This is a genomic window from Burkholderia sp. KCJ3K979 (assembly GCF_016759955.1).
In the GTDB taxonomy this organism is placed as follows: domain Bacteria; phylum Pseudomonadota; class Gammaproteobacteria; order Burkholderiales; family Burkholderiaceae; genus Burkholderia; species Burkholderia orbicola.
In genome coordinates, this window is the sequence record NZ_JACFYV010000170.1 from 1 (window position 1) to 15,225 (window position 15,225).

Below are 15,225 nucleotides of genomic sequence, written 5' to 3' on the forward strand. Positions count from 1 at the left end.
CCCGGTGGCAGTTGGATTTCCCGCCACGATTGACCGCCGTCGGACGTGCGCCACACGTGAGGGCCCCAGCCGATCGCATAGCCGCGCTGCGGGTCGAGAAACAGCAGGCGACCGATGTTCCGGTCTTCGGGCCACGCGAGCTGCGCCCAGTCGCGTCCGCCGTTGGACGACTTCCAGAGCTTGGTCACTTGTGGCGTCAGCCCATCGGCAGGCTGAGGCGACTTGTAGTCCATCCAGCCCGTGCTGATGAATTCGACCGCCCAGTCCTTGGCATGCCACCAAGCAGCGGTCTGGCCCACCTGCTTGAAATGGCGCGTCATGTCGCCGTTCACCGGGCCGCGCCAGAATTCGACCGACGTCCGGTTCAGCGTTTCGCGACTGTCGTTCATCCAGGCTTCGGCCGGCTCGGCTTTTTCCTTGTCCTTCCATTCAGCGTACGGCTTGAAGGTGATTTCAGGATCGCTGATCTTCAGCGTGATCGCGTCGTTTCCCGATATCACGAAGTCGCCTCCGCCGTAAGGCTTGCTGTTCTTCATGAAAGTGTTGGAAACGACCTGCCAGTCATTCGACATAGATGAGAACCCGACAATCAAGACAATGAGCACGACTGCCGCACCCAGCGACAGCTTCAGGAATTTTTTCGTCATTTCATTTCGGCATCAGTTTTTCGATTGCCTGTGCAACTGGGTCGATGACATGTTCGTTGACGGCATCACCGGCCTTTTTTGCATATTCCACGGTATTGTCGACGTACTGTTTGCCCACGCCGACACCGCTGTCGAACGCCTGGGAGAACGTCCTGAGATCACCCCATTCCTGGGCGTTGGGTTGCTTCAGGATGTAGTACATATCGACAGGCCCGAGCCCGGCCAGACCGCCGTCGAGATAGGCGAGAGGGTGGGTCTTGAACGCGTACGTCTTGAAGGTGTCGTCGTCCAGTTCGAGCGTGTACTGCGGCACGTTCATCTCGCAACCGCCGCTGTTCGGCTTCTTGCCCCTGATCGAAATGGTGTCGCCGCGCATGTTCCGCTGCAAACCCTCTTCCAGATAATGCTGCAGGAACCAGCGTGCGCTCGCAAGCCACGCCTTGCCTTTGTCGCTCAATTGCGGGAGCAGGTATTTGCCGTAATTCGAGCAATAGTAGTAACCGTAGCTGACGTAATATCCCGGCGGCTTATGTCCGCAGCCGATATGACGCATCATGAAATTGCCGTGGCGGGACCAGTCGGAATCGGTGCTTTCGGCTTGTATCAGGTTCTCCCGCCGATGCAGCAGTTCACGGGCAACTTTCGTGTCCTTCCACGGATCCCATGACGTGGCGAATTTCTTGACGGTCGCCCAGATACTCGACGTGCTGACTTTCTCGACCGTTTCCCAGTACTCGCCATGCAGCGGTCGGTAGTAGTACGGGCACGTTCCGATAATGGAATCCGCAGCCGGCGTCACATGCTTGTCGCAGATATTGATCTGCACCTTCGGCCGATCCTGGTATCCCGTCGGGGTCAGCATCCCCGCACCGGTTCCGAGCACCTTGTCCTGTTGTCCGTCAGCCATTCGATTTCCCTAGAAACTTGACGACGACGTCGTGCGGCACGTGGCTCTGCGTGAGTCCGGTTTCGCCTGCCGCGTTGGTGACGCCTTCCGAGAGCAGCTTGCCGTTCGAGAACATCTGGTACCGCGTGTTCGCGACCGGAATGTCGGTGCCGGCCCAGTGCGCGATGAACGCCTGGTCGTAGTTGCCGTTGGAGTTCGGCAGCGTCGGCATCGTTTGCGACAGGTGGGTGGGGCCGCTGAACGCATGCTGCGCGCCCTTGATGTCGATCTTGCCAGGCGCGTGCACCTCGATGTTGCCGTCCGCGATGCGGATATAGGCGCCGCCGGACGTCAACAGGATCTCCTTCGCCGCGGCGCCTTCGATCGATTGCGTGACGGCGATCAGCTTCAGCGCCTTCTGCGCAGTCAGCTCGATGTTGTCCGCCTGCGCCTGCACTTCGACCTTGCCCTTGCCGGCGAACAGCTTCATCCCCGCGTTCTGCGCGAACAGGCTGATCCGGTCGAGGACACTGGCGATCAGCGATTTCCCGGCGGCGACGTGCGTGCTTTGCCCGCTGACGAGGTTGATGTGCTGGTCCGCGGAAAATTGCACGGACTGCTGCGTGGACATCCCGATGCCGGTCGGGCTGCCGAACAGCATCACGGGCTCCTTGAACGCGTTGGCGTTGCCGGTTCCGCCGCCGGCGGTCCGGCCGCCCGACGTGCTGCCGCTCACGCTGTTCTGCGTCGCGTCGCTGAACTGCTTCAGCGCCGTATGGCCGGGGTCGAGCGACTCGCCCTGATGCTGCGCGCTGACCTGCGACATGGCGTCGATCAGCCCTTGTGCGCGCACGAGCTGCTCCCGGGTCTCGTCGACGTCGAGCGGCTGACTGGCCGCCTGCTTGGGATGCGTCGTGACGTACAGCCCGCGGTTTGCGCGCACGGCGCCGTAGGCGTCCGAGCGCAGGTCGAAGCCACTGCCGAGATAGTTGCCGCGGTTGTTGCCCGTGTGGTCGATCAGGTAGCCGAGGTGCAGGTGCGTGTTGGCCTGGCTGCTGTAGAGGTGCACGCGGTTCTGCGCGGTCGCGTCGTCGAGCACCAGCTGGTTGTAACCGGCGCCCGCGTATTCCTTGGACCGGTACCCGGACAGGATGCCGTTGCTGTGCCATTGCGGGCTCGTCGCGCCGTTGTAGACCTTGCCGACGATGATCGGACGATCGCAGTCGCCGCCGAGGAAGTCGACCAGCACTTCCTCGCCGCTGCGGTGCGGGTGGACGGCACCGTAGCCATTGCCCGAATCGGACGCCGTGGCACGCAACCAGCACGACGCCTTTTCGTCGCCGTCGTTCAAGCGGTCCCAGTGAAAGCGGACCTTGACGCGGTTGAGCTCGTCCGTATGGACTTCTTCGCCTTGCGGCGCGACGACGATCGCCGATTGCAGGTGCATCGGCGGCTTCGCGTGCTCGAACGGGCTGCGGAACGGCACCGTCGTGCGCTGCGCCTCGATGCGGATCTGAAAGAAGCCCTCGCTGCCGTCGGGATGACGCACGCGGGACCGGTCCGTATCGGTGGCCTGCATGATGCTGCCGATCTCGGCCTGCAGGCTGTGCGGGAAAACGGCCGGCTCGTCGGCCACGGGCAGGTTGTTGACGATGACCCACGCCGTCTCGATCACGGCGAATTCGCGCTGGCCGGCATCGTCCTTGTCGTGTTCGGGGTGTTCCGCGAACTCGAACACGCGTCCGGCGTCCATGCGCCGCACACCGCCGACACCGTGAAAGCGCTTCGCGTGCGATTCCTGCTCTTCCATCCAGATCTTCGACAGATGGTCGCCGCGTGACTGCTCGGGATACGTGTAGGCACCCGTGTATTCGTAGACTTCGAGTTGCTGCGGCAGATCGCCTTGGTTCGCGATCGTCGGCGTATGGGTGGCCTTCGGATTCGACGCGGTGGGCGGCTGCTTGTAGTCGAACGTGCGCGTGGTGCGGGCGACGCTTCTCAGCGTGCGCGTGCCGCTGAACTGGACGAGCGTGTCGGCTTCGTCGCCCGTGCCCGCGTGATGAAAGCGCACGGTTCGCGGCGACAGCGCGGGCAACGCGTCGATGCGATCGACGATGACGAGCCGGTGCGACTTGCCGTCGCTGTCCTGTTCCCAGAAACCGTACAGGCCTTCCGATTCCATCAGGCGATGGACGAAATTCCAGTCGTCCTCGTATTGCATGCAGAACGAGCGCGGCGGCAGCGGCTGGTAGAGCTTGAACGTGAAGCGGCCCTTGGCCTGCGGATGCTGGTTCAGCACGTCGGCGATGATGTCGTCCGCCGACCGGTCCTGCCAGATGCGCTGATCGCGGCGGAACTTCAGGAAGTGCAGGAACGACGCAAAGACGATCTGATGGTGCGTGACGCCGCTGTCCGACCCGAGCCGGCGGGCCGCATGCACGTAGCCGTGGTGCGGCGCGTACGATTGGTCGGCCTGCTGGATCCACAGCGTCACCGGTTGCGCGATCAGTTTCTTGAGTTCGAGGTGGTCGGATACCGACACGGTATCGACGGTGAACTCGAAATGGCGTCCGAGGCGCGATCGTCCCGTGACGCGCTGCGGCAACAGGACGTCGGGCCCGAGCGGGGTATCCAGTTTGATCAGGCGCTCATGCTGAACCGGTCCGGCCAGCAACGCGCTTCTTAACGCTTGCGAATTCATCACCAGTGCTCGCTTTTGTTGTGCTGGTTCGCACGCTCTCTCGTGCGGAATCCGGTAATTGTATGAGATAAAACGGTTTATCTCGAATTGGCGGGCCGGTGGTGCCCCGGTATTCACCCCGCGGCGTCTTCCGCCTTCCAGTCCCCCGACTTCCCGCCGCGCTTCTCCCGCACGCTCACGTCGGTGATCACCATCCCGCGATCGACCGCCTTGCACATGTCGTAGACGGTCAGCAGACCGACCTGGACGGCCTTTCAAATCAAAGGCTTACTGGTAGTAATTTATTCGATCTTGTCCCGTTCGGTTGATAAAGTGAGACGGGAGAGGGACGGATTTGGTACATCAATCGGACCACACTATGCCGCAAGTTTACGCGATCGGTCGGACGGAAGTACACGTCGCGGCACGACAGGGCATCGTAGATGCGATCCGGCGTCGCATCGCCGGACATGCGCGAAGACTTGACCGTTTCGTGCGCAATATCACATGGCGGCGGCATGATGGCTGGAAACTTCATGTCCGTCGTGAACAGTTCGAGTCGCTGCTGGCATTTTGTTATCGAGAGATGCGGCCACAATGATTTGATCGACTTCGGCGCGCACAAACGAAGTACCCATGGTAGCAGACGTTGGATCGGGGCCAGCAGACAACGAACTGTTGCACTACTCGGTCACTATTTGAACTGAAACCGCCCATCTACCGGCGGTTTTTGTATTATTGGGCGTTGAGAATTGAAAGATGTACGTCGCGGCAGTCATCGGGCGACGTTCGATAAGCTACGGGGAATGTATGAGCAAAATGTGGATGGTTCGGTCCGATGGTGGGAGTCTCTATGAAGAATTCCGCGAACGGGGTATCGCAGCTATCGGGTGGACGAATCTCGCTCCGCATGTCACGGTCGGCATGACGCGGAAAGAACTGATCGACCTGTACCTCTCCATCGAACCGGGAATCAAAGAAAAGACAGCGATTGCAGGTGCGTCTCAGGTATGGCGCTTCATGAATGAAATCGAAGCGGGGGATTTCGTTGTCACGTATTCACCCGCAAACCGCACCTATCTGATCGGCAAGGTCACTGGCGGATGCGAATACAGACCTGAACTGATAGATGCTGAAATGCCGCTGGCGCGTGTCGTCAAGTGGCAAGAGAAAGAAGTCGGCCGAGATAGTCTGACTGACGCCACCAAGATTGCCCTTGGTCCGACGATGACAGTCTTCGTCGTATCTGAGTTCGCGATGCACGAACTACTCGGCGAAGCGACCGGAAAACCAGTCCTGCCAGCGCCAGAAGTGGTTGAAGAACAGGTCGAAGCCGATCCGCTCGAAGGACTTGAATACCGTGCAGTCGAACGTATCAAGGACGTGGTGAACGGTCTTGATTGGGACGAGATGCAGGAGCTTGTCGCCGGGATTCTTCGAGCAATGGGTTACAGGACTCAGGTTTCGCCGGCTGGCAGTGACCGCGGCAAAGACATTATCGCATCGCCCGATGGGTTCGGTTTCGAACATCCACGAATCATTGTGGAAGTGAAGCACCGGAAAGGCCAAATGGGGACGAAGGAAATTCGCAGCTTCCTCGGTGGTCGCCATCCCGACGATCGTGGGCTGTACGTCAGTACGGGGGGCTTCAGCAAAGAGGCATATTACGAAGCGGATCGGGCCTCTGTGCCGCTTACTCTCTGGACATCGGATCATGTCGTCCGTGCATTGATAGACCATTACGAGAAGACTGATGCGGAGACGAAGCGTCTGGTCCCGTTGAAGCGCACGTACTTCCCAGCTTGAATTCCAATCGATAAGGTCGGCGAATTAGGAAACTTGCGGAAGGCGAACTGACAATAATGGAAAAAATCGTGTTCTCTGTTCAGGGGTCGGCGGAAATCCCCTATGAACTTACGTTTGAGTGCGACGAAAAGCGGATTGTCGCATTCTGTACTTGCCCGGCTGGTGAGAATGGCACGTACTGCAAACACCGGCTTTTGATCTTGACGGGTACTGATCCGGGTATCGTCAGCGGGAATGCAGACCAGATCGAATCGGTGACATCTTGGTTAGCTGGGTCGAATCTGGCTCTCCATATGACAGAATTAGTGGAAGCGGAACGTAGTCTTGAGCAGGCGAAGGGCGCTGTTGCGAAAGCAAAAAAGAAGCTGTCGGCAACGATGATAGGGCGATGAGAGAATGCAGATCGATAATCAGAAGCGGAAGCGTGTCCCTTTCAATTCGATGGAGTTCGCTGATGCTCGGGGCGACGTGGACAGTTTTGCTAAGGACTGGTATTTCTGGGTTTCGGCGTCGTTCAAGCCGGCCTTGGATATCGGTCACAATGAATACATCGATGACGAGAAAACGCAGGCGCTGCGTAACAAGAAGTCACATGAATTGTTCGGTGTGTCGCATGACGAATTGAAGGATCGGGTCAAGGCATCTGGAGAGGGGCTGTCAGATTCGGACGATCACAAGCGAATCATGGCGTTCGCGTTCCGCTACCTAGTCGAAACCCAAGGTGAACCGCCGCTATACAGCTTCCGCGAAACGGACAGTCTCGAAAGCCGGTGCGGTGAGTGGTACGTACAAGTCGAACAGGCGATAGCTGACGCGGACGATAGACAAGGTAATGTCGGCTTTCGTCTCTATGTTCGAAATCACGACGCGCAAGCCGGTGAAGGGATCTGGGTCTTGAAAAGCTGGTTGGCCGCATCTCAGCGGGAATTCGTGGAACTGCTGCGAACAGGTCGCTGCCGTGTGGTCGATCTGTCTAAGCCGCGAGAGGTATAAGGTATCGGGAACCCCGAAGTGGTGAGGACGAAGGTGGCGTAACCCGACGAGAGTCGATGCATGCGGCGCCACCTTCGCGGCTTGTCTCAGCCACGCTTTCGTGCCGAGTTCGTTGCTGGGGAATGGTAGTACCGCTTCTTTCTAAGCTGGCGTCAATGTCGGCATGCTGAGTTTTTCCAACGTGTTGCGGCAGGTGGCGCGAAGCCGAATGATTGCGTCAGCGCCATACGTTGTGTTGGGTCGATGTTTCGTATGTCAGCGCCAGATTCGAGGTGATTTCGTCAGACGATGGCGATGCCGGGTGCTGGATACGGAACGACGGGAAGGGCTTATAAATCAAACCTTCGCGTCTTCCGCCTTCCAGTCCCCCGACTTCCCGCCGCGCTTCTCCCGCACGCTCACGTCGGTGATCACCATCCCGCGATCGACCGCCTTGCACATGTCGTAGACGGTCAGCAGACCGACCTGGACGGCCGTCAGCGCTTCCATCTCGACGCCGGTCCGCCCGAACGTCTCGACCTGCACGACGCAATGCACGCCCGGCAGCGCGTCGTCGAGTTCGAACTCGACGGCCACGCGCGTGAGCGCGAGCGGGTGGCACAGCGGAATCAGGTCGGCCGTGCGTTTGGCGCCCTGGATCGCCGCGATGCGCGCGACGCCGAGCACGTCGCCTTTCCTGGCCTTGCCGTCGCGGATCAGCGCGAACGTGGCCGGCAGCATCCGGATCGTGCCCCGCGCGATCGCGATGCGCCGGGTTTCCTGCTTGTCGCCGACGTCGACCATGTGGGCATGGCCGGCGGCATCGAAATGGGTGAGTCCTGACATGTCTTCCTCTAGTGGAACGGCGTGCGCGCGCAGGTCCTTCGATCCTGCTGCGCGACCGGTCGGGCACCGCATCCCGTACCGGCGCGGCGAACCGATCCAACCTCGCAACGGGCGCTTATCATAGCAGCGGCGTTCGCGTTGCCGGAGGCGCAGATGACGCTCGCGCGGCACGGGACAGTCGTCGCGGCGCCGGTACAATGACCCGAATATTCAGACCAAACGCCGCGATGCGCGCCGCTCGCGCGGGACGGCGTCGTTTTCATCCTGCCATGCGTGTCAAACAGTTGCTTGCCGTGTCGCTGTCGGCGGCGCTCGCGCTGCCGCCGGGCGGTCATGCGCAGAGCGCATCCGCGCCGCCGCTCGAGCCGGCGGCAGGCGGCGCGACGTCGATTTCCACCGTGCCGTCCGGCATCGCGACCGGCGTATTCGGCACGTACGGCGGCGCGGAAAGCCGGTTCTCGGGCGCGGCCGGTGCGTCGGCGCCGGTCGCGAGCCTGCGCGCGCCGCTGCGGGCGCTGGAACTGCCCGATCTCGGCGACGGCTCCGGCGGTTCGCTGACGCCGCGCGCCGAGCGCCGGCTCGGCGAGCGCGTGATGCGCGAGGTGCGGCGCGATCCCGACTATCTCGACGACTGGCTGGTGCGCGACTACCTGAACGCGATGGCGGCACGGCTCGCGGCCGCGGCGGCGGCGCGCTACATCGGCGGCTACACGCCCGACTTCGACCTGTTCCCGGTGCGCGATCCGCAGATCAACGCGTTCTCGATGCCGGGCGGATTCATCGGGATAAACAGCGGGCTGGTGGTCACGACGCAGACGGAGTCGGAGCTCGCATCGGTGGTCGGCCACGAGATGGGCCACGTGCTGCAGCGGCACATCGCGCGGATGATCGGCGCGAACGAGAAGACCGGCTACACGGCGCTCGCGACGATGCTGCTCGGCGTGCTGGCCGGCGTGCTCGCGCGCAGCGGCGATCTCGGCAGCGCGATCGCGATGGGCGGACAGGCGTATGCGGTCGACAACCAGCTGCGCTTCTCGCGGTCGGCCGAGCGCGAGGCCGACCGCGTCGGCTTCCAGCTGCTCGCGGGGGCCGGCTACGACCCGTACGGAATGCCCGGCTTCTTCGAGCGGCTCGACCGTGCGTCGATGGGCGATGCGGGCGTGCCGGCCTATGCGCGCACACACCCGCTGACCGGGGAGCGGATTGCCGACATGGAGGATCGCGCGCGCCGCGCGCCGTACCGGCAGCCGCGCCAGTCGGCCGAATACGGGTTCGTGCGGGCACGGCTGCGCGTCCTGCAGAACCGGGCGCCGACCGACATCGCGGCCGAGGCGCGCCGGATGCAGCTCGAGATCGACGATCACACGGCGCCGAACGTCGCGGCGAACTGGTACGGCATCGCGCTCGCGAATACGCTGCTCGGCCAGTACGACGCGGCCGACAACGCGCTCGCGTCGGCCCGCGCCGCATTCGATGCGCGCGAGCGGCGCGAGGACGACCCGGCGACCAGCTCGCCGAGCCTCGATGTGCTGGCCGCCGACATCGCCCGCCGCGCGGGCCGGACCGACGACGCGGTGCGGCTCTCGGCGCTCGCGCAGCGACGCTGGCCGGCGTCGCACGCGGCGATCGTCGCGCACCTGCAGGCGCTGATCGCCGCGCGTCGCTTCGCCGAAGCGCAAACCCTCGCACGGGCGCAGGCGAAGGCCGACCCCGAACAGCCGGACTGGTGGGATTACCTCGCGAAGTCGAGCGACGGCAAGGGCGACGTGCTCGCGCGGCGCCGGGCGCTGGCGGAGAAACTGGCGCTCGACGGTGCGTGGCCGTCGGCGATCCGGCAATTGAAGGAGGCGCGCGACGCGAAGGACGTGTCGTTCTACGAGCAGTCGATCATCGGCGCGCGGCTGCTGGAATTCGAGGCGCGCTACAAGGAAGAGCGCGACGACGAGAAGAACGGCCGCGGGTAGCGGCCGGCGCGCGGTGAGCGCGGCCGTTGCTGTTGCTGCGGCGGGTCAGTGGCCGCTGTCGGCCGCGTCGCGTGCGTGGCGCGCCGGGCTGGCGACGTAGCCGAACCGGCCCGGCACGTCGGCGCACGCGATACTGCCGAGCGACAGCGTGCGGCCGGCACGCCAGCGCAGCACGGGCGGCTCCGCGTCGAAATCTGCGTGATCGGCGAACAGCCCGAGGTCGTGATCGTGCAGCGCCGCGATGCGCGCAGGCGTGCCGGCCTCGCGAAACAGCACGCCGCCGCCGTCGTCGAGCCAGGCGGCATCCGGTTCGAACGGGGCGCCGGTCTGGTCGGTGAGCGCAAGCTGCCCGTCGCGCTCGGCGAGCCGCACGATCCATGGCGTATAGGCGAGCTCGACGTACACGCGCTGCGGCCCGTTCTGGAAAAACCACTGGCCTTGCGCGTCGCATGCGTAGTTGCGGCCGATGAACGCGTTCAGCGCCTCATGCCGGATCGGCGAGCCGAGCTCGCCGGCCGCCTGTGCTGCGTCGTCTCGCAGCCGCCATGTGCCGCGCCGGTCGAGCAGCAGCCAGCCGGTGCAATCCGGCACGTTCGGCCATTTGGCGAGCGCCTGCTTGACGATGTCATCCATGGTCGACGAATTTCGAGCAATAGCCGAACACCCGCGCCGACAACCAGTCGAGGCGGCCGGGGAACGGCCCGGTCATGAAGCCCGCGTGGCCGCCGTGCGCGGGCTGGTCGAGCTCGACGGCCGGCGACACGTCGGCCGGGCCCGGCAGCGCCGACTCGGGCAGGAACGGGTCGTTGCGAGCGTTGAGGATCAGCGTCGGCACGTTGATCGCGGGCAGCAGCGGCCGCGTGGTCGCCTGCGTCCAGTAGTCGTCCGCGTTCGCAAAACCGTGCAGCGGCGCGGTCACGACCTCGTCGAAGTCGCGCATCGTCACGGCCTGCAGCATCGCTTCGCGGTCGAACAGCCCCGGATACTGGTCGAGCTTCGCGAGCGCCTTGCGCTTGAGCGTCTTCAGGAAGCTGCGCGTGTAGACCATCGCGAACCCCTGCGACAGCGCGCGGCCGCCGGCATGCACGTCGATCGGCGTCGAGATCGCGGCGGCGGCGCGCACGATCGACGTGTCGCTGCGATGCTCGCCGAGCCAGCGCAGCAGCACGTTGCCGCCGAGCGACACGCCGGCCACGACCAGCGGCCCGCGGTGCTGCGCGGCGAGCCGGCGCAGGATCCAGTCGACCTCGGCGCTGTCGGCGAGATGGTAGAAGCGCGGCTGGCGGTTGATCTCACCGCTGCAACTGCGGAAGTGCGGGACGACCGCGTGCCAGCCCTGCGCGCGCGCGGTGGCCATCATCGCGAGCGCGTAGTGCGAGCCGGAGCTGCCTTCGAGGCCGTGGAACAGCACGAACAGCGGCGCGTCGGGCGCCGGCGCCGCGCTGTCGAGGTGCGCGACCCAGTCGAGGTCGATGAAGTCGTGGTCGGGCGTTTCCCATCGCTCTCGCCGATAACCGACGACCGGCCGCCGCGCGAACAGCGCGGGCACGATGGTTTGCACATGGCTGTTGGGCAGCCAGCGCGGTGCGCGATAGCGCAATGAATCGTCGTTGGGGGCCGGAGCCCCGGTCAGCGGCGAGGTGGGCGGAGAAGCCGTACTCATGATCGCCCCGCTAATGCGTTGCTTCGTTCTTCGTCAGTGCAGCGGACCCTGCCCGTGACGGATCTTCGCGGCGAATTGTCCGGCCGCTTGTTCAGGAATCGGGCTCGCGTGGATGTGCGCGATGCGCCATTCGCCGCGTTCGTGGATCATCACGTACGTCGCGAAAACCATGTCGGGTTCGGCCGTCAGGTCGGCCTGCTGATGCGCTTCGGCGATCGTATAGACGACCGTGCCGAGGCTGTCGTACACGCGGATGTCGAGCGGCTCGATCGTGACCGGGCGCGTCGCGAGCCGGTTGGCGAGCCCGCCGCGGATCTGGTCGAGGCCGTGCAGATGCTCGCCGTCCGCCCATACGCAGCTGGCGAAATCCTCGTCGATCCACAACGCCAGCAGCGCGTCGAGATTGGCATCCGCGACGGCCTGGTAGTAGGCGTTCAGCGTATCGGCAGCGGCTTCGAAGAGGCGGGCAAAACGTGGCATCGGGGTGGTCTCTCGCGCGCATCGCGCGCCGTATTCAGCACGGCGGCCCGGATCGAGCCGCCGCACACCGGTGAATCGGATTGCCCGGCGCGCCGTGCGACGCTGCCGGTCAGGGTCAGCGCTGCCCGACGAGCATGCCGCGCAAATCGCCGAATACCTGCTCCGGACCGAGTTCGCGCAGGCACTTCAGGTGGCCGAGCGGGCACTCGCGTTCGAAGCAGGGACTGCATTCGAGATGCAGCCATTGTACCTTCGCCAGGTCCGACAGCGGAGGGGTGTGGCGCGGATCGGTCGATCCGTACAACGCGACGAGCGGCCGGCGCAACGCGGCGGCGACGTGCATCAGCCCCGAATCGTTGGTGACGACCGCGTTCGCGCGCGCGATCAGCGCGCATGCCTCGGACAACGACGTCTGTCCGCACAGGTTGCGCACGTTCGGCGCGTGGTCGGCGATCGCCTGAGCGGCCGCGGCATCCTTCTGCGAGCCGAGCGCGACGATCTGCGTATACGGGAACGACTGGTGGACGATGGTCGCGAGCGTCGCGAAGTGCTCGGGCGGCCAGCGCTTGGCCGGGCCGTATTCGGCGCCGGGGCAGAACACGACGAGCGGCTTGCGCGTATCGAGATTGAAACGTGCGGACACGCGGGCCGTCTCGTTCAGGTCGGCGTCCAGGCGCGGGGCGGGCAGCGTCTTCATCGACTCGGGCAGCTTCGCGCCCGGCGCGTACGCAAGCGCCGCGTAGTGGGTCGTCATCGGCGGCCGCTCGCCCGACTTGTCGGGGTTCCCGTGCCGCACGTTCAACAGCCCGTAGCGGTGCTCGCCCGTGTAGCCGATCCGCAGCGGGATGTTCGCGAGCCACGGGATCACCGCGGACTTCAGCGAGTTCGGCAGCACGTACGCCGCGTCGTAGCCGACGTCGCGCAGGTCGCTCGCGAGTTGCCAGCGGCGCAGCAGCTGCAGCTTGCCGTGCGCGAGATCGGTCGCGTAGACATCGTGGATCTCGGGCATCCGCTCGAGCACGGGCGCGACCCATGAGGGTGCGACGGCATCGATCGCGATGCGGGGATGGAGTTTCTTCAGCAGCGCAAAAAGCGGCTGCGCCATCAATGCGTCACCGATCCAGTTCGGTGCGATAACCAGCGCTCGACGCATCAGGTCGACTTCCGATGTCGTAATGAAGCACGGCGCTCGGGCGCCGCGTTCGGGTTGCCAGAATGGGGACGGGCGGCGCGCCGGACTCCCGGCTGCGCCGCCTTGCGGGACGGTGGGCCTTCAGGCCCGGCCGCCGGGGCTCAGTGGCCCTTGACGACCTCGCCGTCGCGCAGCTTGTAGCGCGTGCCGCAGTACGGGCAGCGCGCCTCGCCGTGCGACACGTCGATGAAGACGCGCGGGTGGGCATTCCAGCGTGTCATGGCCGGGTTCGGGCAATAGGCGGGAAGATCCTTGGCCGTCAGCTCGACCAGCGGCATTTCCTTGATTTCACTCATGAGACTTTCTCTTATCACTCTTGTGTGGGGCGGTCGGGGGCGCGGCGCGCTCAGACCTTCGTCAGCCAGTGCGCGTACTTCGCGTTCTTGCCCGACACGATATCGAAAAACGCCGACTGGAGCTTTTCCGTGACGGGGCCGCGCGCGCCGCTGCCGATCGTGCGGTTGTCGAGTTCTCGGATCGGCGTGACTTCGGCGGCCGTGCCGGTGAAGAACGCTTCGTCGGCCGTGTACACCTCGTCGCGCGTGATGCGCTTCTCGATGACCTCGATGCCGGCGTCCTTCGCGAGCGTGATGACCGTGTCGCGCGTGATGCCGTCGAGGCACGACGACAGGTCGGGCGTGTACAGCTTGCCGTTGTTCACGAGGAAGAAGTTCTCGCCGGAGCCTTCCGACACGTAGCCGTCGACGTCGAGCAGCAGCGCTTCGTCGTAGCCGTCGGCCGTCGCTTCCTGGTTCGCCAGGATCGAGTTCACGTACCAGCCCGACGCCTTCGCGCGCACCATCGACACGTTCACGTGGTGGCGCGTGAACGACGACGTCTTCACGCGGATGCCCTTCGCGAGGCCGTCCTCGCCGAGGTACGCGCCCCACGGCCATGCGGCGATCGCGACGTGGATCGTGTTGCCCTTCGCGGCCACGCCGAGCTTTTCCGAGCCGACCCAGATGATCGGGCGCAGGTAGCACGACTCGAGGTGGTTCTCGCGCACGACCGCGAGTTGCGCGGCTTCGAGCGTTTCGCGGTCGAACGGCACGTCCATCTGGAAGATCTTCGCGGAATTCAGCAGACGTTTGGTGTGCTCGCGCAGGCGGAAGATCGCGGTGCCGCCGTCGGCCGTCTTGTACGCGCGCACGCCCTCGAAGACGCCCATGCCGTAATGCAGCGTGTGGGTCAGGACGTGGATCTTGGCGTCGCGCCAGTCGATCAGCTTGCCGTCCATCCAGATCTTGCCGTCGCGGTCGGCCATTGACATACGATTCTCCTGGAAGCGGTGGTGTGCTGCGGGTTGTGCAGCGTTGAGCCGGAAAGACGCTTATTTTAGCGTCATTTGGGGGTGATCCGGTCGGCCGGCGCGGGGCCGGCGCTATAATCGTCCGGTACCGATTCCAATAACGATGGGTCGTACCGGCAGGAGGCGCCGGCGTCCCGACGAACCGCCCGCTGCGGCCCGCTTTCCGATGCTCGCTCGATTGTCCGCCACCGACCGCTTCGCGCTGATCCAGGGCGCACGCGACTATTCCCCGACACTGATGGCGATCCTGTCCTGGGGGCTCGTCACCGGCATCGCGATGAGCAAGTCCGTGATGACGCTCGGGCAGGCGAGCGCGATGTCGCTGTTCGTCTACGCGGGCTCGTCGCAGCTCGCGGTGCTGCCGCTCCTCGCGGCGAAGCTGCCGATCTGGACCGTGCTGCTCACGGCCGCGATGGTCAACATGCGCTTCGTGATCTTCAGCGCCGGGCTGGCGCCTCATTTTTCCTACCTGCCGCTGTGGCGGCGCCTCGCGATCGGCTATTTCAACGGCGACGTGATCTACCTGCTGTTCCAGAAACAGGGCTTCGCGTACGGCCGCGTGCCGGGCAAGGAAGCGTATTTCTGGGGGATGGCGCTCGCGAGCTGGGCGTCGTGGCAGGTGTCCTCGCTCGCCGGCATCCTGCTCGCGAGCGTCTTTCCGGCGAGCTGGGGGCTGGAGCTGGCCGGCACGCTCGCGCTGATCCCGATCATGGTGTCGGCGGTCGCGAACCGCTCGACGCTCGCGGCCGTCGCGGTCGCCGGGATCGTGTCGCTCGTCGC

The 15,225-nt window shown here is 64.4% G+C and carries 15 protein-coding genes and 1 pseudogene; 5 read left to right on the top strand and 11 right to left on the bottom strand.

The window, feature by feature from the left end; genetic code table 11:
- From H3O04_RS26785 to H3O04_RS26800, 4 genes and pseudogenes are all read right to left on the bottom strand, one after another.
- Positions 1–647, bottom strand: a 647-nt coding sequence (locus H3O04_RS26785; RefSeq protein ID WP_442862846.1) for a WD40/YVTN/BNR-like repeat-containing protein, incomplete at its 3' end; no start/stop codon positions are given.
- A 1-nt stretch (position 648) separates the two neighbouring features.
- Positions 649–1,554 carry a hypothetical protein gene (locus H3O04_RS26790; protein WP_175877841.1) on the bottom strand — a complete coding sequence of 302 codons (906 nt, stop codon included), beginning with the start codon at positions 1,552–1,554 and terminating at the stop codon, positions 649–651.
- Positions 1,547–4,234, bottom strand: a complete 2,688-nt coding sequence (locus tag H3O04_RS26795) for a type VI secretion system Vgr family protein (protein WP_202588803.1) — start codon at positions 4,232–4,234, stop codon at positions 1,547–1,549. The genes H3O04_RS26790 and H3O04_RS26795 overlap by 8 nt, the downstream gene beginning before the upstream one ends.
- A 113-nt stretch (positions 4,235–4,347) precedes the next feature.
- Positions 4,348–4,485: pseudogene (locus H3O04_RS26800) on the bottom strand (cyclic pyranopterin monophosphate synthase MoaC); the annotation flags it as partial.
- A 538-nt stretch (positions 4,486–5,023) separates the two neighbouring features.
- On the opposite strand from H3O04_RS26800, the gene H3O04_RS26805 reads away from it, so the two are divergent.
- Genes H3O04_RS26805 through H3O04_RS26815 form a run of 3 tightly spaced genes read left to right on the top strand, consistent with a single transcriptional unit; the run spans position 5,024 to position 7,012 of the window.
- Positions 5,024–6,019: a restriction endonuclease gene (locus tag H3O04_RS26805; protein WP_200161363.1), complete on the top strand. Its 996-nt coding sequence runs from the start codon at positions 5,024–5,026 to the stop codon at positions 6,017–6,019.
- 56 nt (positions 6,020–6,075) lie between these two features.
- Positions 6,076–6,411 (top strand): SWIM zinc finger family protein, encoded by a 336-nt coding sequence (locus H3O04_RS26810; protein WP_200161364.1) that lies wholly within the window; start codon positions 6,076–6,078, stop codon positions 6,409–6,411.
- A gap of 4 nt (positions 6,412–6,415) precedes the next feature.
- Entirely contained in the window at positions 6,416–7,012 is a 597-nt protein-coding gene (locus H3O04_RS26815; protein ID WP_200161365.1) for a hypothetical protein, read from the top strand.
- Positions 7,013–7,348: 336 nt separating this feature from the next.
- Here the strand turns inward: H3O04_RS26815 and moaC are convergent, their stop codons facing one another.
- Entirely contained in the window at positions 7,349–7,837 is a 489-nt protein-coding gene (gene moaC / locus H3O04_RS26820; protein ID WP_200161366.1) for a cyclic pyranopterin monophosphate synthase MoaC, read from the bottom strand.
- A gap of 269 nt (positions 7,838–8,106) precedes the next feature.
- Here moaC and H3O04_RS26825 point away from each other — a divergent pair, with 269 nt between their 5' ends.
- Entirely contained in the window at positions 8,107–9,801 is a 1,695-nt protein-coding gene (locus tag H3O04_RS26825; RefSeq protein WP_202588804.1) for a M48 family metalloprotease, read from the top strand.
- Positions 9,802–9,846: 45 nt separating this feature from the next.
- On the opposite strand, the gene H3O04_RS26830 is transcribed toward H3O04_RS26825, so the two are convergent.
- From H3O04_RS26830 to H3O04_RS26855, 6 genes are all read right to left on the bottom strand, one after another.
- A complete protein-coding gene (locus H3O04_RS26830) occupies positions 9,847–10,434 on the bottom strand; it encodes a DUF2946 family protein (protein WP_202588805.1) in 588 nt (195 codons plus the stop codon).
- Positions 10,427–11,464 carry a hydrolase gene (locus H3O04_RS26835; protein ID WP_202588806.1) on the bottom strand — a complete coding sequence of 346 codons (1,038 nt, stop codon included), beginning with the start codon at positions 11,462–11,464 and terminating at the stop codon, positions 10,427–10,429. Before H3O04_RS26835 ends, H3O04_RS26830 begins: the two co-directional genes overlap by 8 nt.
- Before the next feature lie 33 nt (positions 11,465–11,497).
- Positions 11,498–11,944, bottom strand: coding sequence for a nuclear transport factor 2 family protein (locus H3O04_RS26840; protein ID WP_006477934.1), 447 nt, complete (start codon positions 11,942–11,944; stop codon positions 11,498–11,500).
- A 115-nt stretch (positions 11,945–12,059) separates the two neighbouring features.
- Positions 12,060–13,097, bottom strand: a complete 1,038-nt coding sequence (gene waaF / locus H3O04_RS26845) for a lipopolysaccharide heptosyltransferase II (protein ID WP_202588807.1) — start codon at positions 13,095–13,097, stop codon at positions 12,060–12,062.
- Positions 13,098–13,237: 140 nt separating this feature from the next.
- Positions 13,238–13,432, bottom strand: coding sequence for a zinc-finger domain-containing protein (locus H3O04_RS26850; protein ID WP_006482499.1), 195 nt, complete (start codon positions 13,430–13,432; stop codon positions 13,238–13,240).
- A gap of 50 nt (positions 13,433–13,482) precedes the next feature.
- A complete protein-coding gene (locus H3O04_RS26855) occupies positions 13,483–14,406 on the bottom strand; it encodes a branched-chain amino acid transaminase (RefSeq protein WP_006477940.1) in 924 nt (307 codons plus the stop codon).
- Between the two features lie 205 nt (positions 14,407–14,611).
- On the opposite strand from H3O04_RS26855, the gene H3O04_RS26860 reads away from it, so the two are divergent.
- On the top strand, positions 14,612–15,225 hold a 614-nt coding region (locus H3O04_RS26860; protein WP_202588808.1), incomplete at its 3' end, for an AzlC family ABC transporter permease.